The 26,020-nt window shown below is 65.9% G+C and carries 24 protein-coding genes; 21 read left to right on the top strand and 3 right to left on the bottom strand.

What is annotated here, in order from left to right:
• Positions 1–49: 49 nt before the first annotated feature.
• Entirely contained in the window at positions 50–463 is a 414-nt protein-coding gene (locus V5F84_RS01375) for a MerR family transcriptional regulator (RefSeq protein WP_394045356.1), read from the bottom strand.
• Positions 464–796: 333 nt separating this feature from the next.
• Here V5F84_RS01375 and V5F84_RS01370 point away from each other — a divergent pair, with 333 nt between their 5' ends.
• The 4 genes from V5F84_RS01370 to ruvA all read left to right on the top strand — a co-directional run bounded on the left by V5F84_RS01370 (position 797) and on the right by ruvA (position 5,006).
• The gene (locus tag V5F84_RS01370) at positions 797–3,208 is read left to right on the top strand and encodes a hypothetical protein (RefSeq protein WP_394045358.1); all 2,412 of its coding nucleotides are present in this window, start codon (positions 797–799) and stop codon (positions 3,206–3,208) included.
• Positions 3,209–3,377: 169 nt separating this feature from the next.
• Positions 3,378–3,887: a crossover junction endodeoxyribonuclease RuvC gene (ruvC, locus tag V5F84_RS01365; RefSeq protein WP_394045360.1), complete on the top strand. Its 510-nt coding sequence runs from the start codon at positions 3,378–3,380 to the stop codon at positions 3,885–3,887.
• Positions 3,888–3,934: 47 nt separating this feature from the next.
• Positions 3,935–4,378, top strand: coding sequence for an anthrone oxygenase family protein (locus V5F84_RS01360; RefSeq protein WP_394045362.1), 444 nt, complete (start codon positions 3,935–3,937; stop codon positions 4,376–4,378).
• Positions 4,379–4,388: 10 nt separating this feature from the next.
• On the top strand, positions 4,389–5,006 hold the full coding sequence (ruvA, locus tag V5F84_RS01355; RefSeq protein WP_394045364.1) for a Holliday junction branch migration protein RuvA: 618 nt from the start codon (positions 4,389–4,391) through the stop codon (positions 5,004–5,006).
• Here the strand turns inward: ruvA and V5F84_RS01350 are convergent, their stop codons facing one another.
• The gene (locus V5F84_RS01350) at positions 5,007–5,402 is read right to left on the bottom strand and encodes a VOC family protein (protein WP_394045366.1); all 396 of its coding nucleotides are present in this window, start codon (positions 5,400–5,402) and stop codon (positions 5,007–5,009) included.
• A 135-nt stretch (positions 5,403–5,537) separates the two neighbouring features.
• Here V5F84_RS01350 and ruvB point away from each other — a divergent pair, with 135 nt between their 5' ends.
• The 10 genes from ruvB to ftsH all read left to right on the top strand — a co-directional run bounded on the left by ruvB (position 5,538) and on the right by ftsH (position 16,344).
• Complete coding sequence (gene ruvB, locus V5F84_RS01345) at positions 5,538–6,572, top strand: Holliday junction branch migration DNA helicase RuvB (protein ID WP_394045368.1); 1,035 nt, start codon at positions 5,538–5,540, stop codon at positions 6,570–6,572.
• A gap of 68 nt (positions 6,573–6,640) precedes the next feature.
• On the top strand, positions 6,641–7,168 hold the full coding sequence (gene ybgC, locus V5F84_RS01340) for a tol-pal system-associated acyl-CoA thioesterase (RefSeq protein ID WP_394045370.1): 528 nt from the start codon (positions 6,641–6,643) through the stop codon (positions 7,166–7,168).
• A gap of 224 nt (positions 7,169–7,392) precedes the next feature.
• Positions 7,393–8,190, top strand: a complete 798-nt coding sequence (tolQ, locus tag V5F84_RS01335; protein ID WP_348845896.1) for a protein TolQ — start codon at positions 7,393–7,395, stop codon at positions 8,188–8,190.
• Positions 8,191–8,199: 9 nt separating this feature from the next.
• Positions 8,200–8,649, top strand: coding sequence for a protein TolR (gene tolR / locus V5F84_RS01330; protein ID WP_394045372.1), 450 nt, complete (start codon positions 8,200–8,202; stop codon positions 8,647–8,649).
• A gap of 11 nt (positions 8,650–8,660) precedes the next feature.
• Positions 8,661–9,611 (top strand): cell envelope integrity protein TolA, encoded by a 951-nt coding sequence (gene tolA / locus V5F84_RS01325; protein WP_394045375.1) that lies wholly within the window; start codon positions 8,661–8,663, stop codon positions 9,609–9,611.
• A gap of 36 nt (positions 9,612–9,647) precedes the next feature.
• Positions 9,648–11,009, top strand: coding sequence for a Tol-Pal system beta propeller repeat protein TolB (gene tolB, locus V5F84_RS01320; protein ID WP_394045377.1), 1,362 nt, complete (start codon positions 9,648–9,650; stop codon positions 11,007–11,009).
• A 488-nt stretch (positions 11,010–11,497) separates the two neighbouring features.
• Complete coding sequence (gene pal / locus V5F84_RS01315) at positions 11,498–11,992, top strand: peptidoglycan-associated lipoprotein Pal (RefSeq protein ID WP_394045379.1); 495 nt, start codon at positions 11,498–11,500, stop codon at positions 11,990–11,992.
• Positions 11,993–12,203: 211 nt separating this feature from the next.
• Positions 12,204–13,226 carry a tol-pal system protein YbgF gene (gene ybgF / locus V5F84_RS01310; protein WP_394045381.1) on the top strand — a complete coding sequence of 341 codons (1,023 nt, stop codon included), beginning with the start codon at positions 12,204–12,206 and terminating at the stop codon, positions 13,224–13,226.
• A 121-nt stretch (positions 13,227–13,347) separates the two neighbouring features.
• Positions 13,348–14,265, top strand: a complete 918-nt coding sequence (gene tilS / locus V5F84_RS01305) for a tRNA lysidine(34) synthetase TilS (RefSeq protein WP_509277146.1) — start codon at positions 13,348–13,350, stop codon at positions 14,263–14,265.
• Between the two features lie 153 nt (positions 14,266–14,418).
• Entirely contained in the window at positions 14,419–16,344 is a 1,926-nt protein-coding gene (gene ftsH, locus V5F84_RS01300; protein WP_394045385.1) for an ATP-dependent zinc metalloprotease FtsH, read from the top strand.
• Positions 16,345–16,747: 403 nt separating this feature from the next.
• On the opposite strand, the gene rfbH is transcribed toward ftsH, so the two are convergent.
• Positions 16,748–18,106 carry a lipopolysaccharide biosynthesis protein RfbH gene (gene rfbH, locus V5F84_RS01295; RefSeq protein ID WP_394045387.1) on the bottom strand — a complete coding sequence of 453 codons (1,359 nt, stop codon included), beginning with the start codon at positions 18,104–18,106 and terminating at the stop codon, positions 16,748–16,750.
• A 386-nt stretch (positions 18,107–18,492) separates the two neighbouring features.
• On the opposite strand from rfbH, the gene V5F84_RS01290 reads away from it, so the two are divergent.
• The 7 genes from V5F84_RS01290 (at position 18,493) to V5F84_RS01260 (ending at position 25,995) form a co-directional block, all read left to right on the top strand.
• Positions 18,493–19,776: a hypothetical protein gene (locus tag V5F84_RS01290; protein ID WP_509277145.1), complete on the top strand. Its 1,284-nt coding sequence runs from the start codon at positions 18,493–18,495 to the stop codon at positions 19,774–19,776.
• 259 nt (positions 19,777–20,035) lie between these two features.
• The gene (rfbF, locus tag V5F84_RS01285; RefSeq protein WP_394045391.1) at positions 20,036–20,803 is read left to right on the top strand and encodes a glucose-1-phosphate cytidylyltransferase; all 768 of its coding nucleotides are present in this window, start codon (positions 20,036–20,038) and stop codon (positions 20,801–20,803) included.
• A 233-nt stretch (positions 20,804–21,036) separates the two neighbouring features.
• Positions 21,037–22,119 carry a CDP-glucose 4,6-dehydratase gene (rfbG, locus tag V5F84_RS01280; protein ID WP_394045393.1) on the top strand — a complete coding sequence of 361 codons (1,083 nt, stop codon included), beginning with the start codon at positions 21,037–21,039 and terminating at the stop codon, positions 22,117–22,119.
• Positions 22,112–23,215 (top strand): N-acetylneuraminate synthase family protein, encoded by a 1,104-nt coding sequence (locus tag V5F84_RS01275; protein ID WP_394045395.1) that lies wholly within the window; start codon positions 22,112–22,114, stop codon positions 23,213–23,215. The genes rfbG and V5F84_RS01275 overlap by 8 nt, the downstream gene beginning before the upstream one ends.
• Before the next feature lie 24 nt (positions 23,216–23,239).
• Positions 23,240–24,349 (top strand): FkbM family methyltransferase, encoded by a 1,110-nt coding sequence (locus V5F84_RS01270; RefSeq protein ID WP_394045397.1) that lies wholly within the window; start codon positions 23,240–23,242, stop codon positions 24,347–24,349.
• On the top strand, positions 24,349–24,990 hold the full coding sequence (locus tag V5F84_RS01265; RefSeq protein ID WP_394045399.1) for an HAD-IA family hydrolase: 642 nt from the start codon (positions 24,349–24,351) through the stop codon (positions 24,988–24,990). Before V5F84_RS01270 ends, V5F84_RS01265 begins: the two co-directional genes overlap by 1 nt.
• A 111-nt stretch (positions 24,991–25,101) precedes the next feature.
• Complete coding sequence (locus tag V5F84_RS01260; protein ID WP_394045401.1) at positions 25,102–25,995, top strand: FkbM family methyltransferase; 894 nt, start codon at positions 25,102–25,104, stop codon at positions 25,993–25,995.
• Positions 25,996–26,020: the final 25 nt, after the last annotated feature.

Raw genomic sequence — 26,020 nt, 5'->3', positions numbered from 1 at the left:
GCGGGACCCTTGTCCCGCCTTGATCCACAGAAACGCGGGCGTCCGCCGATCAGGCGGCGAGCCGGTCCGCGGTTTCGCGCAATTCGGTGATGGCGGCTTCGATCTCGGCGCGCTGGCGCTCCAGCTGCGTGAGCTGGGAGAGGCAGCGGTCGCGGGTGAGCGCGAGATCCTGCACGCTCTGCCCTTCATGCGCCGCCACAAGCGAGCGGATTTCGGCGAGCGTGAAGCCGAGACGCTTCCCCTTGAGGATCACCGAGAGACGATCACGGTCGGTCGCGGAATAAAGCCGCGCAAGCCCCTCGCGACGCGGGCTCAGCAGGCCCTTGTCCTCGTAGAAGCGCAGCGCGCGCAACGTGACACCGAATTCGCGGGACAGGTCGCCGATGGTGAAGACATTGGCGGCCCCGAAGGTCCGGTCGGTCTGCGCGATGTTCTCGCGAATTTCGAAACCGTTTGCGTCCATGCACACTCTCCTGAAGGTGGTCGCGATCGAGGACGGCAATCGCGCCAGTCTACGACCAAGGCCTGCAAGGTGATTTGAGACCGAAGGACAAACCGACATCCGGCGTACCGCGATGTGACCGGCGCCCTCGACCCTTGTGCGAACATAGGGAACACGGGCTCACCCAGGGAGAAGGTTGCAGGCTCCCTTAGGGAAAGTAACCGTTACTTCTCTCGCCAAATCCCTGCAAAATCGGGCTTTAACCCACCGTTTACCAAACCGCGTCAAAGATTCGGAACTTCTTGTCCCGGCGTTGCGCTTCGCTTCGCCCCATCCCAGCCGCAGGAGGCGGGCATGGACCGTTTGGAAACAGCCGCCCGAAAGTTCCGCGTCGAGCGGGCCGATGAGCCCGATCCCGTGGGGGATCTGCGTCGCCGGATCGAGGGCGCGCACGATCTGTTTGCGCCCTCCGCCATCGAGACGCTGCGCGCCGAGGTGGAGCGGCTGCGCGAGGACCTACGCGAAACGGCGCCCCGCGCCGCGGTGCGGGAAATCGGCCGCGCCCTGACCCATCTGCACGGCCAGATGAGCGAGGTGCAGGCCATCGAGCCGGCGCGCCTCGCCGCCGATCTCAACGACATCAAGCTGTGCCTCGGCCTCCTCTCGGATGGCGAGAGCGGCGACGGGCTTGCCGCCGCCATGGAGGGATTGAGCCGCAAGGTGGACCTGCTCAACAGCCGGGCGGTCGATCCGGAGGCCTTGTCCCGCTTGCAGGCGCAGATCACGGAACTGAAGGATCTGGTGGCGCGCGCGCTGGAAGAGGGCGGCGCGCTCGCCGGCCTCGGGGCCGCGTCCCGCGCCGATCTCCTGCGGGTCGGCGAGGATGTGGTCCAGCGCATCGCCGTGACCGGCGCGGCCATGGAACGTTCCACGCGCGACCTGATCGCCCGCCTGGACGAAGCGCCCGCCGCCGATTCGACCGGCGAAGCCATCCAGCAGCAGCTCGCGGACCTCACCGCGCGGCTCACCGACCTGTCGGAACAGGTGGGCGCCGTCGGCGGCGGCGCCGCGCTGGCGGAAAAGGTCGCCGTGCTTTTGGAGCGCCTGGACCAGAACGGCGGGCCGCAGGCCGCGACCCTTCAGCCGCTCGCCGATGCCCTGGAACGCCATGTGGCCGTGCTCGCCGAACGGGTTCAGGTCAGCGCCGAGCATCAGGCGCGGCTCGATGGCATCGAAGCCAACCTGCAAGGCCTGACGCAAGAGCTGGAACGCTTCCGCTACGCCTCCGCCGACGTGTCCGCCGAGGCGGTGCAGGCGGTGGCGATGCGCCTTTCCGCCCGCGACGACGCGCCGGCCGTGATCGGCTTGAAGCGCGGCCTTGCCGCCCTGGAGGCGCGGCAACAGGATTTCGAGCGCCGCACCCAGGACTTCTTCGCCGCCGAGGCGGAACTGGGCCTGCGCGACCTTGCCGAACAGGAAATGGTGCGCCCGCCTCATCGCCCGGCGGACCCGGACCCGGATTACGCGCCACACATGGACCGCGCCCCGGACGGTGAGCCGACGCGCTTCGACGGCGCCCGCCCGGTGTTCGACGGCGCCCTGGACGCGGCGGATTTCTCCGACCTGCGGCCGCACCCTTATGCCGCCGACGAGATGCGGGACGAAGATTGGGCGCCGTTCCCCGAGCCGCCTGCGGCCAAGGCCGAGCCGCAGACTGGCTCGGCGCGCCGCCCGCTGGTCGGGAAGGGATCGCTGTTCGGTCGTCGCGAGGATCGCGCCATCCGGATGGCCCGTCGCACCTCGCGCAAGCGCGCCGCGGCCGACCGAAAGCGCCCGAGCATTCCCGCCGCCGGCCGCGTGGCGATCGGCGCCGCCGCCCTCGGCATTGTGATTCTCGGGGCCGCGCAACTGGCCGGTCCGATCTCCACTTTCGCCCATTCCATGGGGCAGTCCGTCTCCGGCTCCTTCACCCGGATCGCGCAGGACCTGGAAGCACGGGCGAGCGTGAGCGCCCCGGCCGCGACTGCCCCGGTATCCCGTGCCGTCGCCAAGGCCCCGCCGCCGGTCAATGCCCCGGCGCTCGGCGATCTGCCGCCACCCGTGGGCGCGCCCGCCTTGCGCGCCGCTGCCCTCGGCGGCAATGCCGCCGCCGCCTATGAGGTGGGCATGCGCTACGTGGATGGCAAAGGCACGGACATGAACCCGGTGAACGGGGTGAAGTGGCTGTCCTATGCGGTCTCGAAAGGGTCGGTGCCCGCCGCCTATCAGCTGGGCAGCCTCTATGAATATACCAATCGTGACGTCGAGCAGGCGCGCGCACTCTACACCTGGGCGGCGGATCGCGGAAACCTCAGGGCCATGCACAATCTCGGCGTGCTGGCCTCCGAGGGCGTGGACGGAAAATCCGATTGGCCGGCAGCCATCCGCTGGTTCCGCATGGCGGCGGATCTCGGCCTGCGCGACAGCCAGCACAATCTGGGCGTGATCTATTCGCGCGGCCTCGGCGGCGCGCCGGACCTCGGCGAGGCCTGGAAATGGTTTGCGCTTGCCGCGAACCAGGGCGATTCGGAAAGCGCCCGCAAGCGCGACGATATCGTCGGCCGGGCGGACGCGGAAACCCTGCGGCGGGCGCAGGCGGCCATGATCGCCTTTACCCCCGGCGTCGTGGACGAGGCTGCGAATACCATTGCCAGCAAGCCGGAATGGAACCAGGCGGCTCCGGACGAGGCGACGCCGCGCACCGTCTCCGCCAAATCCAGCGGCTAGGCCAGATCCGGCGGCCCGCCAAAGCCGGCGGCCGGGCTTATCCCCGCACCGCAGCGGCGGCGTGCCGGCCCTGCGGCGACATGCCGGCAGGCGCCCGAAGACGGGGCGCCCTTCGCCGGTCCGCGCGTCCCCCCTCGCGGCGCGGACGCGCCTCGCGCATGGTGAGCGAATGAAACAGCATGCGATTCGCATCCTCGGGCTCGATCCCGGCCTGCGCCGGACCGGCTGGGGGATGATCGAGGCCGAAGGCTCGCGCCTCTCCTTCATCGCCTGCGGCACCATCCTGCCGCCGGAGGGCGCGGCGATGGCGGTGCGGCTGGCGACGCTCTACCGGGAATTATGCGCCGTGGTCGCCGCCCATGCGCCCGACGAGGCGGCGGTGGAAGAGACGTTCGTGAACATGAACCCCGCCTCCACCCTCAAGCTCGGGCAGGCGCGCGGCGTCGTGATGCTCGCCCCCGCCCAGGCCGGCCTCGCGGTGGCCGAATATGCCGCACTCCTGGTGAAGAAGACCGTTGTCGGCGCCGGCCGGGCGGAAAAGGCGCAGATTCGCATGATGATCGGCGTGCTGCTGCCCAAGGCGACGCCGCAGACAGAGGACGCCGCCGACGCCCTGGCGGTGGCCATCACCCATGCGCACCATCGCGGCGCCGCTGCGCTGCGGCGCGCGGCGCTGTAGAATGCTGCGAGGCGAAGGCCGATGCGGCCACGACGCAGGGGAATGGCATGGTGTGGGGGCAGCTTGCTCTGGTGGACGCGGCGCTGTTTGCCGGTGCCGCCTTTTATATCAACGTGGCGGAACAGCCGGCGCGGGCGCAGCTCGATCCGGCCGCGCAACTGCGCCAGTGGAAGCCCGCCTATCAGCGCGGCTTCGCCATGCAGGCGAGCCTGGCGCTGCTCGGCTTCGTGCTGGGCGCAATCGCCTTTGCCGTTTCGGGCCAGTGGCGCTGGATGGCCGGCGGCGTGCTGATGCTGGCCAATTGGCCCTTCACGCTCATCGCCATCCTGCCCACCAATCGCCGCCTGATGGCGACGGCGGAGGCGCAGGCCGGCGCGGACAGCGCCCATCTGATCGCCTGCTGGGGGCAATTGCATATGGTGCGCACCGGCCTCGGGGTCGTGGCCACCCTGGTTTTTCTCTGGGCGTCGCTGAGCGGCACGGGCGCGTGAAGGCTCCATCATGATCGGCAAGCTGAAGGGCGTCATCGACAGCCAGGGCGAGGACCATGTGATCCTCGACGTGCACGGCGTCGGCTATCTCGTCCATGCCTCCGCCCGCACGCTCCAGGGCCTGCCGCGAGCGGGAGAGGCGGCGGTGCTGTTCATCGAAACCTTCGTGCGCGAGGACCAGATCCGCCTGTTCGGCTTCGTCAGCGAGGAAGAGCGTGAATGGTTTCGCCTGTTGCAGGCGGTGCAGGGCATCGGCACCAAGACCGCGCTCGCCGTGCTCTCCACCTTGCGCCCCGCCGAGCTGGCGCAGGCCATCGCGCTGGGCGACAAGGCGACGGTGGCGCGCGCGCCCGGCGTCGGCCCGCGCGTCGCGACACGTATCGTCACCGAGCTGAAGGACAAGACGCCGGCGCTCTCCGGGCTCGATCCGGCGCTCGCCCAGCTGGCCGGCGAGATCGCGGGCGAGCGGGTGGCGGCGCCGGTGGCGGATGCCATCTCCGCCCTCACCAATCTCGGCTATGGCCAGCCCCAGGCGGCGGCGGCCATCGCCGCGGCGGTGCGCGGCGGCGGGGACGGGGCGACGACCGAGACGCTGATCCGCCTGGGATTGCGCGAGCTGGCGAAATGATCAGGGCAGGTTGAGCTGCCAGGACACGCCGTAGCGATCCTTGAGCCAGGCGAATTTCCGGCTGAATCCGTAATCATCCAGCGGCATCAGCGCCGCACCGTCGGCCAGGAGAGCGGCAGCGAGGCTTTCGATCTGCTCCGCGCTCTCGCACGTGACGAAGAAGGAAAACGACGGCGTGAAGGTGAAGGCATGCGCCACGAAGCTGTCGGTGCACATCACCTCCTGCCCGGCGAGCGTGAAGAGCGCGGTCAGGATCGAGCCCTCCGGGCCCGGGCCCTCGGGCCCGTAGCGGCGCACCTCGCCGACCGAGCTGCCGGGGAACAGTGACAGATAGAAGGTCATGGCCTCCTCGGCCTTGCCCTCGAACATCAGGAACGGGCGGATGGTGGCGCTCATGGCGGCTCCTCTGCGAGGACCGGCCAGCAGGGGCCGGCTTCGATTGACCCTGGGGCAGGAGACAGAAACCTAGGCAGGATGGCCGCGGCCTCCTAGAGTCTTTCGCACACGCCTGAAAGAGTCTCGACCGATTCCATGAACCCACGCCTCCTGACGCCGGAAAAGCGCGACGACGATACCGCAGACACGACGCTGCGGCCGCAGCGGCTCGCCGATTTCGTCGGCCAGGCGCAGGCGCGGGCGAACCTGGAAATCTTCATCAAGGCCGCGCGCGCCCGCCAGGAAGCGCTGGACCACGTGCTGTTCGTCGGCCCGCCGGGCCTCGGCAAGACCACGCTCGCCCAGATCATGGCGCGGGAAATGGGGGTGGGCTTCCGCTCCACGTCCGGTCCGGTGATCGCCAAGGCGGGGGATCTTGCCGCCATCCTCACCAATCTTGAGGAGCGCGACGTCCTGTTCATCGACGAGATCCACCGTTTGTCCCCGGCGGTGGAGGAAATCCTCTATCCCGCCATGGAGGATTATGAACTGGACCTCGTGATCGGCGAGGGGCCGGCGGCGCGCTCGGTGAAGATCTCGCTGCCGAAATTCACGCTGGTCGGCGCGACCACCCGCTCCGGGCTCCTGACCACGCCATTGCGCGACCGGTTCGGCATTCCGGTGCGGCTCGGCTTTTATACGGTCGAGGAGCTGGAATTCATCGTCTCGCGCGGCGCGCGGGTGTTCGGCATCGGGATTGCGGCGGACGGGGCGCGGGAGATCGCCATGCGCGCGCGGGGCACGCCCCGCATCGCCGGCCGCCTGCTGCGGCGGGTGCGCGATTTCGCTCTGGTGGCCGAGGTCGAGACCATCGACCGCGCCATCGCCGATCGCGCCCTCTCAGCGCTTGAGGTGGACAGCGCCGGGCTCGACGCCATGGACCGGCGCTATCTCAACGTGATTGCGGAATTCTACGCCGGCGGGCCGGTGGGGGTGGATACGCTGGCGGCGGCGCTCTCCGAGCCGCGCGACGCCATCGAGGAGATCGTCGAGCCGTTCCTGGTGCAGAAGGGCTTCATCCAGCGCACGCCGCGCGGCCGCATGCTCACCTCCGGGGCCTATCGCCATCTCGGCCTGCCGGAGCCGCAGCGACCATCCTCCGCCTTGCCTCTGTTCGACGAGGAAGAGTAGGTCTTGTCGCCGTCCCGCGCATGCGGCGGGGCGCAGGGGCTGATCGGCGCAACGGCGAGAGAGACGGCATGAAGAACGACATCAGCGGCGAACGCGCGACGGCACCGGGTGAATTGGAGGCATATCCCCATCTCTCGGGACGCCTCATTCCCGGCGGCCATGCGCTGGTCCTGCGGGTCTATTACGAGGACACCGATTTCTCCGGCATCGTCTACCACGCCAATTATCTGAAATTCATGGAGCGCGGCCGCTCCGATTATATCCGCCTGCTGGGGGTCGCGCAGGGCGCCTTGTTCGCGGAAGCCGCCGCGGAAGCGCCCGGCTTTCACTTCGTCGTGCGCTCCATGCAGCTCGATTTCCTGAAACCCGCCCGCATCGACGACGTGCTGGAGGTGGTGACGCTGTCCAAGGAAGTGGCCGGCGCCTCCATCATGCTGGGCCAGAGCGTGCGGCGGAACGGCGAGCTTCTGGTCTCGGCCAATGTCCGCGTGGCCTTTGTATCCCAAGGGCGCGCGCGCCGCATTCCCGATGCCCTGCGCCTGGCGACCCTGGCCGACGCGGAGCGTGCGGCGCAGGACGTTGCAGCGCAGCGCTAACGCTTCCTTAAGCATGATCGTGTGTTCTCTGTCGCAGCGTCGCGCGATCTGCCGCGGCGCGGCGAAAATCCAGCGCGGTCAAAGTTTGGACAGAGTCCGCCGGTCAAAGGACCCGTCACTCTGGAAAACGCAAGCCGCAGGCGCCGACGGTGCAGGTCATGCTGCATCGCCGAGCGAAGCCGAGGATATGAGATGATGTCTGGCGAGAACGCGCGGTGCGGCCGATGAAGCGGCTCCTCCTTGCGACGGCGGCGCTGCTGGCCCTGTCCTGCGCCACCGCTTTGGCCCAGGGAACGGGCAATGCTCCGCCCCTGGCCGCTCCCGTGGCGAGCGGCGCCCTCGATGCGCCGAGCGTGAACATATCGCTCATCAGCCTGTTCATGCAGGCCCATATCGTCGTCAAGCTGGTGATGCTCGGCCTGGTCGCCGCGTCGGTTTGGGTGTGGGCGATCATCATCGACAAGACGTTGGCCTTCGGCCGCAACCGGCGCGCCATGGATACGTTCGAGCAGGCCTTCTGGTCCGGCCAGAGCCTGGAGGATCTCTATCGCTCGCTGGCCGGGCGGCCCAACCATGCCATGGCGGCGATCTTCGTCGCGGCCATGCGGGAGTGGAAGCGCACCTATGAGGGCGGCGCGCGCTCCTTCGCCGGTCTGAACCAGCGCATCGAGAAGGTCATGGACGTGACCATCGCCCGCGAGATGGAGCGGCTGGAAAACCGGCTGCTGGTGCTGGCGACGGTGGGCTCCGCCGGCCCCTTCATCGGCCTGTTCGGCACGGTCTGGGGCATCATGACCTCGTTCCAGTCGATCGCGGCGTCCAAGAACACGAGCCTCGCGGTTGTGGCGCCGGGCATCGCGGAAGCCTTGTTCGCGACAGCGATGGGCCTCGTTGCGGCCATTCCCGCGACCATTTTCTACAACAAGTTCATCTCCCAGGCGGGCCGGCAGGCGCAGCGTCTCGAAGGCTTCGCCGACGAGTTCTCGGCGATCCTGTCGCGCCAGATCGACGAACGGGGCTGAGGACGCGCCATGGGCATGTCGGCAGGCGGCGCGGGGGGATGGCAAGGACGGCGCTCGCGCCGGCGCCGGGTCTCCGTCATGGCGGAAATCAACGTGACGCCCATGGTGGACGTCATGCTGGTGCTGCTGATCGTGTTCATGGTGGCGGCGCCGCTGATGACCGTGGGCGTGCCCGTGGACCTGCCGCAGACCCAGGCCAAGTCCGTGGACCAGGACAAGGACCCGCTGACCATCTCGGTGAACGACAAGGGCCAGATCTTCATCCAGGACACCGAGATCAAGCTCGACGACCTAGTGGCGAAGCTCCAGGCCATCGCCAAGAACGGATTTGACGAGCGCATCTTCGTGCGCGGCGACAAGAAGGTGGACTACGGCACCGTGATGCGCGTCATGGGCCGCCTTTCGGGCGCCGGATTCAAGCGGGTCGCGCTGGTGACCGAGGTCGAACAAGGGGGTTGAGAAGGATCAGGATGCGCGTCGGCTTAACCGCATCATCCATTGCGCACGGGGCCGTCCTCGTGTTCGCCTTGGTGTCCTTCTCGGGCCCGAGACCCTTTGACGCGCCTCCCACCGAGACGGTGGCGGTGGACGTGATCTCCGCCTCCGACCTGTCCCAGCTCACCAAGGGCAATCAGAAGGGCAAGAAGGCCGAGCCGCCGAAAGTGGTGGCCGAGAAGGTCGATACCCCCAAGCCCGCCGACAATCCCGACCTCAAGGTCACCGACAAGGCCGAGGTGCAGCCGAGCGCCGCCGTGCCGCCGCCTCCGCCGCCCAAGGTGGAGGAGCAGAAGCCCACGCCGACCCCGCCCAAGGCCGAGAAGCCGCCGGAGCCCAAGCCCGAGCAGCCGAAGGCGGACGAGGCGCTGAAGGCCGAGCCGAAGAAGGAAGAGCAGAAGCAGGAGGCCAAGGCCCCGCCGATGCCGCCGAAGAAGCCAGATCCGCCGAAGGAAGTGCCCAAGCAGGTGGCCGACGCCAAGACGCCCACCGACCAGAAGTTCGACGTCGACAAGATCGCCGCCTTGCTGGACAAGCGCACGCCCCAGCGCAACGCGGCGGCGGCCGACGCCATTTCCCACACCGCCTCGCTCGGCGCGACCGCCGGCGTTGCCGCGACCTTGACTCAGAACGAGCTGGACGCGCTGCGGGCGCGCCTGCGCGAATGCTGGAACCCGCCCGTGGGCGCCGCCGAGGCGCAGGACATGCAGGTGCTGATCCGCGTGAACTTCAATCAGGACGGGTCGGTCATCGGCAGCCCGGTGCAGATCGAAGGCTCCGCCTCGCCCTATGGACCCGCGTTCGCGGAGAGCGCGATCCGCGCCATCCGCCGCTGCTCGCCCTATTCCTTCCTGCCGCCCTCGAAATACGAGGTCTGGCGCACCATCGACATGACCTTCACGCCGCGCGACATGTTCCGTGGCTGAGGCGTTCCGCACCCGATCTGCCGAAACGAGAAAAGAATGACCCTTCTGAAGCGACCCGCACCGTTCGAGGCCTCCGGCACCCTGCTGTCCCGCCGCGCCCTGGTGACGGCGGGGGGCGGCGCCGCGGCCGCCCTCGCCCTCGGCGGGCTCCCCGGACCGGCCCGGGCCGCGCTGAAGCTGGACATCACCTCCGGCACGCCGCAGCCGATCCCCATCGCCATCACCGACTTCATCGGCGAGGGCGAGGTGGGGCGCGGCGTCAGCCAGGTGGTGAGCGCCGATCTCAAGCGCTCCGGCCTGTTCGCGCCCATCGAGCCGAAGGCGTTCGTTGAGAACATCACCAATCCCGACCAGGCGCCGCGCTTCCAGGACTGGCGGGTGATCAACGCCCAGGGCCTCGTCACCGGCCGCGTCACGCGCCAGGGCGATGGCCGCCTGAAGGCCGAGTTCCGCCTGTGGGACGTGTTCGCCGGCCAGCAATTGCTCGGCCAGCAATATTTCACCCAGCCGGAGAACTGGCGCCGGGTCGCCCACATCATCGCCGACGCCATCTATGAACGGCTGACCGGCGAGAAGGGCTATTTCGACACCCGCATCGTGTTCATCGACGAAAGCGGCTCGAAGGAGCGGCGCATCAAGCGCCTCGCCATCATGGACCAGGACGGCGCCAACGTGACCTATCTCACGCGCGGCGACGATCTGGTGCTGACCCCGCGCTTCTCGCCGACCAGCCAGGAAATCACCTATATGTCCTATGGCCGGTCGGACCCGCGGGTCTATCTCCTGAACATCGAGACCGGGCAGCGCGAGATCGTCGGCAATTTCCCCGGTATGAGCTTCTCGCCGCGCTTCTCGCCGGACGGCCAGCGCGTCATCATGAGCCTTCAGCAGGGCGGCAATTCCAACATCTTCGTCATGGACCTGCGCTCGAAGACCACGACCCGCCTCACCGACGTGGCGGCGATCGACACGGCGCCCTGCTATTCCCCGGACGGCCGCCAGATCTGCTTCGAAAGCGATCGCGGCGGCACTTCTCAGATCTACATCATGGGCGCCGACGGTTCGGGCGCGCGCCGCATCTCGTTCGGCAATGCGCGCTATTCGACGCCGGTCTGGTCGCCGCGCGGCGACGTCATCGCCTTCACCCGGCAGGCGGAAGGGCGGTTCGGCATCGGCGTCATGAAGACCGACGGCTCGGGCGAGCGGGTGCTGACGGAAGGCTATCACAACGAGGGGCCGACCTTCGCGCCCAACGGGCGGGTGATCATGTTCTTCCGCGACCCGGCCGGATCCGCCGGGCCGCAGCTCTTCACCATCGACGTGACGGGCTATAACGAACAGCGCGTGCCGACGCCGAGCTACGCCTCGGATCCGGCCTGGTCGCCGCTGCGGTCCTGATCCAGGCCCTTCGCCGCGCCGCTTCCCCGCGGCCGATCCTCCCGCCCCCTGTTGCCCTTGCGCCACAGATGCGCGCAAACGTATCCCATGGTTTCGCGCCATATTAAGGATAATGCCGCGATTTCAGGGGCTTGAGGTCGATTTCCGGAAAATGTCCAAAAGCGCGGCAAGCCCGCCTTTTGCGCCCCGCATCTTCGCCATCATGATGCCACGGCCCCGCACCACTGCTGCATTCGCCGCATGCGGGATGCGCCCTCACGCGGCACGGGCGACCGGCTGCCGGCCGCCGCCGGACGCCGGATCTCAAAAACCGGCGTCCCGCTGCGGTCGACGTCGCTCACCAAGCATTAACCACGAGAGACGGTAGCGACCCGCGAAGCGGGGTCCACCGCGCTCTGCGGACGCCGGACGGGGCCTGCGGAACCTTCGCTTAAGAAAGCGGCTGTTACACGAGGTCTCCGGCTTGCGTTGAGAAGGGAGTCACCGGAATGCGTTTCTTTGGTTTTGCTCGCGGCTTCCGGTTCGCCGCTCTATTCGGGTTCGCGCTGGCGCTCGCCGCCTGCGCCAATAATCCTGATCAGAACGCGGCGGGAGCCGGCGGCGCCGGCGGGCCTCCCGGTTCGCCGCAGGAATTCGTGGTGGCGGTGGGGGATCGCGTGTTCTTCGATACCGACCAGACCGATCTCTCGGCCCAGGCGCGCGCCACGCTGGATCGCCAGGCCCAGTGGCTGCAACAGTACAATCGCTATACCTTCATCATCGAAGGTCACGCCGACGAGCGCGGCACCCGCGAATACAATATCGCCCTCGGCGCCCGCCGCGCCCAGAACGTGCGCGACTATCTCGCCTCGCGCGGCATCGACCCGGCGCGCATGCGCACCATCTCCTACGGCAAGGAACGCCCGGTGGCGGTGTGCAACGACATCTCCTGCTGGTCGCAGAACCGCCGCGCCGTGACGGTGCTGAACACCGGCGGCTCCTGATCCGCCGGCGGCGTCCTAAGCTCTCCCTTCGGCCGAGCCGGTGCCTTCGGGTGCCGGCTCCGTCGTTTTCACGGGCGGGCGCGGGCCTCTCGGCGCGGTCTCCATCCCTGCGCGCCGGGTCACACTTTGGACGCGATCCCTGGGCAAAGCTGCAATAGATGCGGGGCTTTGAGCGATGTCCCTCACGTCAACCCCTTTCGCGATTCGGACCATGATGCGCCCGCTTTCCGGTGCCCGAGCGCTCCTGTTCGCCGCCTGCCTGAGCCTGGCGGCCGGCGGCGCGCAGGCGCAGAACAATCCCTTCGGCGACCTCTTCAAGCCGCCCGGCGCGGTCCAGAACGAGCAGGCCGCCGCTGCCGCGCAATCCGAGACCGTGCTGCGCATCGACCGGCTGGAAAACCAGCTGCGTACGATGACCGGCCAGATCGAGGAATTGCAGTACCGCAACCAGCAGCTTGAACAGCAGGTGCGGCGCTTCCAGGAGGATGTGGAATACCGCCTCTCGGGCGGAAAGGGGCCGCGCCCCGCCGCGCCGACGGCCGGTGCCCCCGGTCCGGCCGGCGTGCCCGGCGCCGCGCCGGTGGCCGTGCCCCCCGCGGGGCCGCCGGTTGCCGCTCCGGTCGTTCCGGGCACCGGCAAGCGATCCGACGCCTTCGATCCGAACGAGGATCCGGTCGCGCCGGGCGCGCCCCAGCCCCTGGGCTCGCCGGCGAGCGCCTCCGCCGGCCTTGCCCGGCCGAGCGTGCCGCTGGAGATCGGCCCCGGCGGCGGCGCGGCGCCTCCGCGCGCGGGCGCGAACGTCGCGGGCGCGGGCGTTCCGGGTGCGCAGACGGCCGCCCTCGCCCCCGCCGGCAGCGCGCGCGAGCTGTTCGATGCCGGCTACGGCCAGATCCAGCGCCAGGATTATGCGGCGGCGGAACAGACTTTCCGCCAGTTCCTCCAGGCCTACCCCTCCGACCGGCTGACCCCGGACGCGGTCTATATGCTCGGCGAGAGCCAGTTCCAGCGCCAGTCGTTCAAGGACGCGGCCGAGCTGTTCCTCCAGGTTTCGACCAAATATCCCAATTCCACCCGCGCGCCGGAATCGCTGCTGCGCTTGGGCCAATCGCTGGCCTCGCTGAACGAGCGCGAGGCGGCTTGCGCCACCTTCGGCGAAGTGGATCGCAAATATCCCCGCGCCTCCTCCACGGTGCGCCAGGCGGTGGAACGCGAGCAGAAGCGTGCCGGCTGCTGAGGCAGCGTCACCCGCGCCGCATCCCCTGGGGGATGAAGAACTTCCTGCGCTGTTTTCCCCGCTTTGCGCCCTTCCGGCGGTGCTGCTGGCCTGTTCCGGCGGGCCGGACTCCACCGCGCTGATGGAGCTCGCTGCCCGATGGGCGCGCCTTTATCCCGCCGCGCCCGCGCTGTTCGCGGCCACCGTCGATCATGGGCTGCGCGCTGCGGCGGCGGACGAGGCGCGGATGGTCGCGGATCAGGCGCGGCGCCTTGCCGTTCCCCATGCGATCCTGGACTGGGCCGGCCCGCGGATCACCGGCCGCATCCAGGAGCGCGCGCGCGCCGCCCGCTACGCCTTGTTGGTGGCCCATGCCCGGCAGGTGGGCGCGCAGGCCATCGTGACGGCGCATACGCTCGACGACCAGGCCGAGACGATCCTCATGCGCCTCGCGCGCGGGTCCGGCCTCTCCGGCCTCGCCGGCATGGCGGCCGCGACGCGTCGCGAGGGCGTGATGCTGCTGCGCCCCCTGCTCGCCATTCCCAAGGCGCGCCTGATCGCCACGCTGGAGGCGTCGCAGATCGGCTTCGTCCGTGATCCGTCCAATGCGAACCCCGCCTTCACGCGCGTTCGGCTGCGCGCCCTGATGCCGCTGCTGGCGGGCGAGGGGCTTGACGCCGCCGGTCTTTCCCGGCTCGGGCGGCGCATGGCGCGCGCCGAAGCGGCCCTGGAGCAGGCGGCGGACCACGCCCTTGCCGCGCTCGCGGCGGAACCCTGGCCGGCAGCGGGGCCGATCCGCCTTCCCCGCGCCGCTTTCTTCGCCCTGCCGGAGGAAATCGCCCTGCGGGTCATGCTGCGCCTGCTCGACACGGTGGGCGACGAAGGGCCCGTGGAGCTGGCCAAGCTGGAACGGCTGATGGCCCGCCTCGGCGCCGCGCAGGCCGACGGCCGCTGCGTTTACGCCACCCTGGCGGGCGCCCGCATTCATCTCGCGCCGAGCCGGCTGGAGGTTGCGCGAGCCTTGCCGCGGCGTGCCCGCCGCATGGGCAATAGCGCATAATTGAGTCTTCTGGCTGCTGTTCTCCTTGGCAAGACAGAGGGCGCGACCTATTTTAGCCTCGGACGCAAGGTGAGCGATGACGCAGAATGGCCATTCCGGGCAACTGGAAGCCCGATGCGGGAGCGCCGTCGCTGCGCTCCCCGTGAGGAATTTATGAACGCCAACCTTCGCAATTTCGCCCTGTGGGTCATTATCGTTCTGCTGCTTCTGGCCCTGTTCTCGCTCTTCCAGAGCCCGGGACAGCGCACCAGCGCGAACGACATTTCCTTCTCGCAGCTGCTCTCCGACGTGGATCAGGGCCGGGTGCGCGACGTGGTGATCGAGGGGCCGACCATTACCGGCTCGTTCACCGACGGTCGCGCCTTCCAGACCTATGCCCCCAATGATCCCACGCTGGTGCAGCGCCTGTACGGAAAGGGCGTCTCCATCACGGCGCGTCCGATCCAGGACAACGTGCCCTGGTTCGTCAGCCTGCTGGTGTCCTGGCTGCCGTTCATCGCCTTGATCGGCGTGTGGATCTTCCTCTCGCGCCAGATGCAGGGCGCCGGCGGCAAGGCCATGGGCTTCGGCAAGAGCCGCGCCAAGCTGCTGACCGAGGCGCACGGCCGCGTCACCTTCGAGGACGTGGCGGGCATCGACGAAGCCAAGAGCGAGCTGACCGAGATCGTGGAATTCCTGCGCGACCCGCAGAAGTTCCAGCGCCTCGGCGGCCGCATCCCGCGCGGCGTGCTGCTGGTCGGCCCGCCGGGCACCGGCAAGACGCTGCTCGCCCGCTCCATCGCGGGTGAAGCCAACGTGCCCTTCTTCACCATCTCCGGCTCGGACTTCGTGGAAATGTTCGTGGGCGTCGGCGCGAGCCGCGTGCGCGACATGTTCGAGCAGGCCAAGAAGAACGCCCCCTGCATCATCTTCATCGACGAAATCGATGCGGTGGGTCGTCATCGCGGCGCCGGTCTCGGCGGCGGCAATGACGAGCGCGAGCAGACCCTCAACCAGCTGCTGGTGGAGATGGACGGGTTCGAGGCGAACGAGGGCATCATCCTCATCGCCGCCACCAACCGCCCGGACGTGCTCGATCCCGCCTTGCTGCGTCCCGGCCGCTTCGACCGTCAGGTCGTGGTGCCGAACCCGGACGTGGTGGGCCGCGAGCAGATCCTGAAGGTGCATGCCCGCAAGATCCCCATCGCCCCGGACGTGAACCTGAAGGTGATCGCGCGCGGCACCCCCGGCTTCTCGGGCGCCGACCTCGCGAACCTGTGCAACGAAGCCGCCCTGATGGCCGCGCGCCGCAACAAGCGCATGGTCACCATGAGCGAGTTCGAGGACGCCAAGGACAAGGTGATGATGGGGGCGGAACGCCGCTCGCTGGTCATGACCGAGGAAGAGAAGATGCTGACCGCCTATCACGAGGGCGGCCACGCCATCGTGGCGCTCAAGGTTCCGGCGACGGACCCGGTGCACAAGGCGACCATCATTCCCCGCGGGCGCGCGCTCGGCATGGTCATGCAGCTGCCGGAGCGCGACAAGCTCTCCATGTCCTACGAGCAGATGACCTCGCGCCTTGCGATCATGATGGGCGGCCGCGTGGCGGAAGAGCTGATCTTCGGCCATGACAAGGTGACCTCGGGCGCGGCCTCCGACATCGAGCAGGCGACCCGCCTCGCGAAGATGATGGTGACGCGCTGGGGCTTCTCCGACCTGCTCGGCCAGGTGGCCTATGGCGAGAACCAGGACGAGGTGTTCCTGGGCATGTCCATGCAGCGCCACCAGAATATTTCCGAAGCGACGGCCCAGACCATCGACAAGGAAGTGCGCCGGCTGGTGGACGAGGGCTATCAGGAAGCCACCCGCATCCTCACGGAAAACCGCGAGGGCCTGGAGGCCCTGGCGCGCGGGCTGCTGGAATATGAGACGCTCTCGGGCGACGAGATCATCGACCTGCTCGATGGCAAGCCGCCGGTGCGCGACACGGTGATCGAGCCCGCCAATCCCCGCGCGTCCGTCGTGCCGACCGCCGGCAAGAACCGGCCCCGCCCGGAAGGTCCCGCCGGCAGCATCGAGCCCCAGCCCCAGGCCTGATCGGCTTCGGTCGGCTGATATCTGAAAAATGCCCGCCTTGAGCGGGCATTTTTTATGCGTCGGGGAATTTGAAGGTCAGGGGGTATGGCGGCGGGTCCAGCGGACGCGCGGGTGACCCAGGGGGTCTAAACCGGGCTGCTTGGCCGGCTTTGCGCGCGCCCTTCTCCCACCAAGCCTCGGCGTGGGGCGCCTCCGCGGCCCTGGATGCGGTGGCGATGCGGGAGGATGGTCCCTGGCACGGACTTCGGGGGTGCCCCCCGGTGGCCGGCGGCGCCGCGCCACATTCTCGGAGATGACCGGCCGCGCCTTGATGGCCGGCCATGCCCTCTCGGGCGGCAGCGGCACGAGGCGGATGCGACGCTCTCGTCGCCGTGCCGCTTCGTGCCCTGCAAGCTGCCGCGGGTCAAAGCTTGCGGCAGAAATCCGCAATGGTCTGCGCCATGTATGCCAGATGGTCCGACGTCAGGCCCGGATAGACGCCGATCCAGAAGGTGGAGTTCATCACCTTGTCGCTGTTCGTCAGATCGCCGTGGACCCGGTAGGTCTGAGACTTGAAATAAGGCTGACGGATCAGGTTTCCGCCGAACAACAGGCGGGTCGCGATCTTGTTGTCTTCCAGGTGGCGAATCAGTGCGTTGCGCGCGAAGGGAGCGCCGTCCCGGACCGTGAGGGGCAGGCCGAACCACGACGGGTCGGACTTCGGCGTCGCCTCGGGAAGGATCAGGAACTCCTCGAACGGCTTCAGGGCGTCCTTCAGGACGGCAAAATTGCGCCGGCGGTCGGCAATGAAGCCTTCCAGCCGGTCCATCTGGCCCAGCGCCACCGCGGCCTGCATGTCGGTGATCTTGAGATTATAGCCGATGTTCGAATAGGTATATTTGTGGTCGTAGCCCTCGGGCAGATCGCCGAGCTGCCAGTTGAACCGCTGCTTGCAGGTATTGTCCTTGCCCGGCTCGCACCAGCAGTCGCGCCCCCAGTCACGGATCGATTCCAGGGCGCGCTTGAGGACGCTCTTATTGGTGAAGACCGCGCCGCCCTCGCCCATGGTGATATGATGGGCCGGATAGAAGCTGACCGTGCCGATGTCGCCGAGCGTCCCCACCGTCTTGCCGTCATAGGTTGCGCCGAGGGCGTCGCAGGTATCTTCGACCACGAAGAGATCGTGTTTGCGGGCGACTTCCATGACCGTGTCCAGATCGAACGGATTGCCCAGCGTGTGGGCTACCATGATGGCCCGCGTCTTGCTGGTGATCGCGTCTTCGATCAGGTCCGACCGGATATTATAGGTGGGGAGGTGAACATCCAGAAAAACCGGCACCAGCTGGTTCTGAAGGATGGGATTGACGGTGGTGGGGAAACCCGTGGCGCAGGTGATCACTTCGTCGCCGGGTTTTAGGTGGCGCGGCACGAGGGGCGAGCACAGGGCGCTGGCCGCCAGGAGATTGGCCGACGACCCGGAGTTGCAGGTCAGGGCGAAGCGGGCGCCCAGGAACCCCTTGAGGCGCTTTTCAAACGCGTCGTTGAAGCGGCCGGTGGTCAGCCAGAAATCGAGAGACGCTTCCACCAGAAGCTGCATCTCGGTGGCGCCGTGCACCTTCCCGGAGACCGGCACGAAAGACGAGCCGGGGACAAAGGGCTTGGGCTTGTGAGCGATATCTGAATAGCGTGCCGCGAGTTCGACGATCAGCCGGCGGAGTTCCTCCGGATTGTCTGTTTCCCCCGACAGAACGTCGGTAGCCTGCTTAATTAGGATGTCGTTCATGAAACTGGCACCTGATCGTGACTGCCCTGGGATAACCGAACGCGTTCGCGCTTGCGATATCGGTTATCCCTTTCCTAGTCAAACCAGCAAGAAATACGGAATGATGACATTTCGCGCCCCGCGCTGCGGGGACGGCCAAGGTGCCGCTGTGGACGCCGCCTAGGTCCGGGCGTTCCTCGGCGACGATGCCGTTTGCGGCTGTCGCTCCTTGCCGAACCGGGCATACTCTGTAAGGGTGCCGGCATAAAAAGCCTCCCTCGCCGATCATCCGCGCGCCCTGTTAAGAATATTCGGTCTTCCAGCCAATCGAGTCGATCTCTTCTCTAATGAAATTTCCAGACCCGCAGCGAAACCCTTATTATATTGTCGCGCCTCGCTATACGCGCATGTCGGCCGGCATCAAGTCCCTTCATTTACTCTGCCATATGTTGAATTTGAGAGGCGAGCGCGCGTTTTTTTCACCCACGCCGCTCGCCGACGGCATCGGCACGCATCCGGACCTGCTGACCCCGCTATTGACCGAGGACATTGTCGATTATCATTTCGAGACCGGGGTCCGGCCGATCGTCATTTATCCGGAGGTGGTGTCCGGAAATCCCTTCGATGCGGAGACGGTTGTCCGCTACGTCCTTAATTTTCCAGGATTTCTCGGCGGAGATGCCAGCTTTCCCCCGGACACCATCGTGTTCGGCTACACGAAGATCCTCGCCGAATTCTGCGGGGCGCCGGACAATGTCCTGTTTCTGCCCCATGTGGACACGCGTATTTTCAACGCCGCTGACACCGGTGTGCGCGCCGGCAGCTGCTACACCGCCATGAAGTATAAATATGTTCATGGGGGCGAGGTATTCGGGATTCCCGCCGGCAGCACGGAGATCACCCGCGATCAACCCGACTCGCAGACGGTGGAAGAGCTCGCCACACTGTTTCGTAACAGCGAAGTCTTTTATTGTTTCGAGAATACATCGCTGTGCCTGGAGGCGATGCTGTGTGGTTGCCCGACGATCCTGATGCCGAATCCCTTCTTCCAGGTGCCGCTCGCCGACAAGGAGTTCGGCCGTAACGGGATTGCCTGGGGCGATACCCCCGAACAGGTCGCGCATGCGAAGCGCACGGTGCATCTGGTCATCGAGGAATATCGGCAGGCCGAGGCCACGTTCGAGCGCCAGCTCACCCATTTCATCGACGTCACCCAGGCCGCCGTGGCGGGTCTCACCTACGGCCGCAAAGTGCGCAGGCCGCTCCTGCCCTTTGAGACCGGCGAGGGGTTCAAGGAAGAGCGGGCGCGCCAGGGGCGGGCTATGGCATCCCACCCTTTTCGTCTGGCGGGGGCCCAGTTGCTCAGCCTCGGCCGCAGGCTTTTCGATCGGTCGCCGGATCTGAGGCTATTGCGAAGCTCGCGTCTATTCGATCCGCAATGGTATCTTGAGCACTATCCCGATATCGCCAGGATGAAGGTCGATCCGGTTCGCCATTACCTGCTGCACGGGGCCGAGGAGGGGCGGGACCCGGGGCCATTCTTTTCGACCAAGGATTATTATGCGCTGCATCGGGACCTGAGGCGGGAGGGCCTGAACCCTCTCGTCCACTATCTGCGATCCGGCAAATATGACGATGGCCCCATCTGGCAGCCTGAAATACCGCCAAAGCACGCGGAAACCGGCGAATAAGGCGCGCGCCCCTTCGGCCGCGTCCGGCCCCTGGGCCTGATTTCGTCCCGCCCGCCGCGGATCCGACCGGGTCGCCCGGCCGGCCGGCGGCGGAGTGCCGCAGCGTCAGCTCGCCGCTTTTCAGCGGCGGGTGCTGCCAAGCTTCTTGGCCGGATCGCTCGACGATCCCACCTATAGTTGCCGATACAGGGCTTGAACTCAATATCAAGGTGCCTTAGTAGGTCCGGGATATCTGGTGCGGCGGAGCGGGGAAGCATTAATGCAGGCGGTCATTCTCGCTGGCGGCTACGGCACGCGCATCTCCGAGGAATCCAACCTCCGGCCGAAGCCGATGATAGAGATCGGCGGAAAGCCTATTCTCTGGCATATCTTGAAGATATACTCTTGGTACGGCGTGAATGATTTCATCATTTGCTGCGGTTACAAGGGTTACATGATTAAAGAGTATTTCGCGAATTATTTTCTTCACATGTCCGATGTCACTATCAATATGGAAGATAATTCCATAGAAGTGCATCAGAAAAAAGCCGAGCCCTGGCGCGTCACGCTGGTCGATACCGGCGAGGGGACGCAGACCGGAGGTCGTGTGAAGCGCGCCGCCCCTTACATCAAGGGCGATTTCTGTCTGACTTACGGCGATGGCGTCGGATCGGTGGATATCGAGGCGCTCATCAATTTCCATAAATCGCACGGCCGACTCGCGACCATGACCGCGGTTCAGCCGCCGGGTCGCTTTGGATCCCTGCAGCTGGACGGCAACCGCATTTCCGCGTTTGTGGAAAAGCCGGTCGGAGACGGCGGCTGGATCAATGGCGGCTTCTTCGTCCTGTCTCCCAAGGTCCTGGACTATATCGCGGACGATCACACGCTCTGGGAGCGCGAGCCGCTCGAGCAATTGGCGCGTGCCAGCGAGCTCCAGGCGTGGTTCCATCCCGGCTTCTGGCAGCCGATGGATACGATGCGCGACAAGACCAGCCTTGAAACGCTGTGGGAAACCGGCAAGGCGCCGTGGAAAGTGTGGGACTGATGTCATTCCGCGTTCATGCCAACCCGGCAATGTCGGGCGCGTGCGATGCGGTATGAAGAATGTGCCGGCCCCTCACGCTTGCGTCGAGGCAGGTCTTTCCAAGGCGCTTCAGGTGTCTTGGCGACAGGGAGCTTGAGGCGGCTGTTGGCAATGGGGCCGGGTGGCGAAGGAGTGTTCGGTGTGATTGAGGCCGTTGCGGGATTGGTCGACCTTGATGTCGTTGAGGGTCTCGCATGAGCGCGTCGGAATTTTGGCGCGGCCGCCGGGTCTTCCTCACCGGACATACCGGCTTCAAGGGGGGCTGGCTGTCCCTCTGGCTTCAACATCTTGGCGCTGAAGTCACGGGCTTTTCGCTGCCTCCGAATACCACGCCGTCGCTTTTCGAGGTCGCCGACGTCGCCAGCGGGATGACGTCGATTTTCGGTGATATCCGGGATCGGCCCGCGCTCGACGCCGCGATGCGCGCGTGCGCGCCGGAGATCGTGCTTCACCTGGCGGCGCAGCCCCTGGTTCGTCGCAGCTATGTCGATCCGACGGAAACCTACGCTACCAATGTGCTGGGGCTGGTCAATCTGTTCGAATCGGTGCGCGCCCAGGGCGGCGTTCGGGCGGTGGTCAATGTCACCAGCGACAAGTGCTATGAGAATCGCGAGTGGCTATGGGGCTATCGCGAAACCGACCCCATGGGGGGATTCGATCCCTATTCGAGTTCGAAGGGCTGCGCGGAGCTGGTAACCTCCGCTTACCAGCGCTCGTTCTTTCATCAGTCGCAGTCGGGAACGCCGACATTTCTTGCCAGCGCCCGCGCCGGCAACGTGATCGGCGGCGGCGACTGGGCCGAGGATCGGCTGATTCCGGACATCATCCGGGCACTCTCCGCGCGGAAGACGCTTCAGATCCGGCGGCCCGGCGCGGTCCGCCCGTGGCAGCATGTGCTCGAGCCCCTGAGCGGGTATCTTCTGCTCGCCCAGCGCCTCGTGGAACAGGGCGCGGCGGTCGCCCAGGGCTGGAATTTCGGCCCAGATACCGCCGATGAACGAACGGTTCAATGGATCGTCGATCAGATGACGACCCTGTGGGGCGAGCCCAACCGCTGGGAATTGGACGATGACGCCGGGCCTCACGAGGCCGGCCTGTTGAAACTTGATTGTTCAAAGGCAAGAGCGATATTGAAATGGACACCGCGCTGGAATCTTGCTCGCGCGCTGGAAGAAACCGTGGCCTGGCATTCGGCTGCTAATCGAGGTGATGAAATGCGCAAGGTTACACTTGCGCAGATCGATGGATTCGTTCAGACGGGAAACGGCAATGCTTGAGCAAAGGGATCGCGAGCGCTTCGAAAACTTATTTGTTCTCGAACTCGCTAACAATCACTGGGGTAAGCTCGACCGCGGGCTCAAGATCATTCGTGATCATGGCCGAGTTATCCGCCACAACGGCGTGAAGGCGGCGATCAAGCTGCAATTCCGCGACGTCGATGAATTCATCCATCCGCAGTTCAAGGGCAATACCGAGCTGCGCTATATCAAGAAAACGGAAGATACCAAGCTTTCGAAGGATGAATTCGCGCGCATGGTGGCGGAGATCCGGGCGGTCGATGCCATCCCGATGGCGACGCCCTTCGATGAGGCCTCCGTCGACCTTTGCGTTTATTTCGACATGCCGATCATCAAGATCGCCTCGTCGGACATGAACGACTGGCTGCTGATCGAAAAGGTGGCCAGCACCCGCCGGCCCGTCATCGTCTCCACGGGCGGCGCGTCCGAAAAGGACATGGACGATCTGGTCGAATTCTTCGAGAAGCGCAACATTCCGCTCGCGATCAATCATTGCGTCTCCCTGTACCCGTCGGAAGACGCCGAGCTGGACCTCGACCAGATCGACTATTTCAAGACCCGCTATCCCAATCATGTCATCGGGCTGTCCACGCACGAATATCATGACTGGCATTCGTCGATGCTGATCTCCTACGGCAAGGGCGCCCGCACCTGGGAGCGCCATATCGACGTGAATTATGAAGGCGTCGCGGTGTCGCCTTACTGCTCGCTGCCCGAGAATTGCGACGAGTGGTTCAAGGCCTTCCACAAGGCGCGCGAGATGTGCGGCGGCCGCAGCAGCGAGCGCCGGCCGATCACCCGGCGCGAGGTGCAATATCTCGATGCCCTGGTGCGCGGCGCCTATGCGCGGACGGACCTCAGCCCCGGCTATGTTTTCTCCAAGGAGGCCTTCGAGCGCGACTTCTACATGGCGATTCCCTTGCTCAAGGGTCAGCTTTCGGTGCGCGAGGTCATGGATGGCGAGAAGCTGGTCCAGCCGATCAAGGCCAACGAGCCCTTGATGATCACCCACGTCGACGGACCGTACAACGAGAACCCGTCGCTGCGGGCGCTCATCGAAACGCGCGGCATTTAAGGGCGGTTACGCCGGAAGACAGCCATGTCATTTTCTGAACTTGCCGCAGCGATCCATGCCAGTGACGACAAAGCGCGCGCGCTGGACCTTGGCCTGCCCGTCTGGGTGTATGGCACCGGATCGTTCGGGCGCGCCGCCGCGGCGGCGCTCCGGGCGAAGGGCGCGCAGGTGTCCGGCTTCGTTGCGACGAAGCCGGCCGCCGAGAGCTGCGACGGGTTGCCGATCCTGCCGATTGCCACCGGCCCGCAGGCCCTCGGCCCGGGGGCGCAGGTTGCTGTCGGCATCTTCAACCGGGAGACATCCTACGGCGATATCGAAAGCATTGGCCGTGCGGCCGGAATAGAGCGCCTGTTCTGGCCGTTCGACTATTATCCCCAGGTCGAGGATCACATGGGGTGGCGGTTCTGGCTGGGCTCCTCCGAGATTGCGAAGGGCGAGATCGATCGCATTCGCCAGGCCTATGAGATGCTGTCGGATGAAAGAAGCCGGACGCTTTTTTCCCGCATCATCCGCTTCCGCGCTGGGCAGGACTTCGGCTACGCCGCCCACATGGACCCGGAGGAGCAGTATTTCTGCGACCTCACGCTCCCGCACCTCGCAAACCGGGCGTTCTGCTATGTGGATTGCGGCGCGTTCGACGGTGATTCCTATGTCGCGCTGAACCGGCACGTCCCGGTCGCGGACGCCTATCTGTTCGAACCGGACACCAGGAATTATGCAGCCCTGGTCGCGAATGTGCGCGGGTTCAGCGGCGCTGCAAAATGCCTTCCCCTCGCGGTCGCGGGAACCTACGAAATCCTGTCATTTTCGGGCGAAGGCGAAGGCGGCGTCGTCGATCGCGGCGGGACCACCCGCATTGCGACGGTGAAGCTCGACGACATGCTTTCAAACACCCGTGTCGATCTTCTGAAGCTGGATATCGAGGGGAGCGAGGCGATGGCGCTGAAGGGCGCGAGTCGGCTGATCGCGGAAGACCGGCCGATCATCTGCGCTTCGCTGTATCATAAACCCCAAGATGTGTGGGATCTCCTTCTTCTCATCGCCGGCATTGTCGACGATTACGATTATTATATTCGTCAGCATATGTTCAATACGTTCGAGTCCGTTCTGTATGCCATTCCCAGGCGACGCTGATGCAGGTACGCGGCATCGTGTTCGACCTGGACGGGACCTTGGTTGACAGCGCGCCTTCGGTGGCTTCCGTCCTGAACGAGATGCGCGGCGAACAGGGCCTCGCGCCCATGTCCGACAGCGCCTATCGCGGGTGGATCAGCCTCGGGGCGCAGACGCTGGTTCGCCGCGCGCTCGATCTGCAAAGGCCCGACTGCAATGCGGAGCTGGCCGATTTTCGCCGGCGCCTCGCTGCCTATACGGTGCCCGCATCCAGTCTCTACAGCGGCGTGCCGGAAGCGCTGGAGCGCCTGGCGCGCAAGGGAATGGCGCTCGCGATCTGTAGCAACAAGCCGGAATCCCTATGCGTGAAACTGCTTGAAGACACCGGAATTGCGGGCTATTTCGGTGCCGTCATCGGCGGTGACACCACGTCTTCGTCGAAGCCAAGCAGCGAGCCGATCCTGGCGGCCTTGGCCGGCATCGGGACCGGACCGGACGACGCGATCTTTGTGGGTGACAGCACCGTGGATCAAAAAGGATCCGCGGCCGCGGGGATTCGGTTCGTCTTCTTTGCCGGCGGATATGATGACGGCGTTCGTCGGGCTGACTGTTTTTTGACCATCCACGAAATATTGGAAGTGGAAGACGCGACCAGGATCTGACGTTCGGCTGATTTGACGGCACGCGTGTCGTGGCGCCGCAGGAGTGATGGGGCATCTATGGACGCACGATTGAAAAACGCTGTTCGTCGCGTAGTTCCGATGAGCCTCCTCGTGCCCATCTTCAATTTTGTTGTCCGCATGCAGTCGCGTGGGCGTGGTTATATTGTCAAGGGAAACAGTGAATTTTATTCCATCATAAATGGAAATCGTGAAATTCGGCTGGGCGTGCAGCAGCAAATATATCTCAAGGACACGATCTATAATTTCGATTTCTATTTTGAAGGCGTGGTGCCGGTCACGGTCGGCGACCGCCAAATCGCCGATTATTCGACGCCGCGGTGGCACGATGTGCGCGGGTTCGATCTTTTTCCGGTGTTTTTCCCGGCCGTCGCCGAGCCGATTGTGACCACGGGCCAGTATATTGATTTCGCGGACCTTAAGGCCGGCGACGTCGTTCTCGACCTCGGGGCTTATTCCGGCCTGACCTGCGTGCTGTTCGATCAGGCCATTCCCTCCGGCGGGCGGGTGATCGCGGTGGAGGCCGACCAGCAGAACATTTCCGCATGCGAGCGCAACTTCGCCCTGTACGGCAGGTTCACGGGTCGAAAAATCGATCTGGTGAAGGCGGCAATCTGGAAGCACGACAAGGGAATCAGCTTCTCGAGCGAAGGCAGCATGGGAAGCTCCGCGACATCGATCGTCGGAACCGGGCGCGGCAAAATGATCGAGGTCGCCTCCCTCACCCTCGCGCAGCTCGCGGAGCGGCAAAACCTCGACCGCGTTGATTTCATCAAATGCGATATCGAAGGTGCGGAAACCGAAATCTTCGACTGCCCGGAGTTTTTCGCCAGGTATTCACCGAAGATCATGATCGAGTGCCACGATGTGAACGGGCTGACGGCGCCGATTTGCGAAAAAACGCTTGGAAAGTTCGGATATAAGTGCGTGTTGATCGAGCAGAAAGGCTACCCGCTTCCGCTTCTTGCCTGCTCGCCCGCGAGTTAGGAAGCAGCTTTTGGAGCGTGCCGCG

The sequence above is a fragment of the Roseixanthobacter liquoris genome (assembly GCF_043195135.2).
GTDB lineage: Bacteria > Pseudomonadota > Alphaproteobacteria > Rhizobiales > Xanthobacteraceae > NCEH01.
The sequence above is the reverse complement of the archived record's forward strand: the minus strand, read 5'-3'. Positions and strand labels throughout refer to the sequence as shown.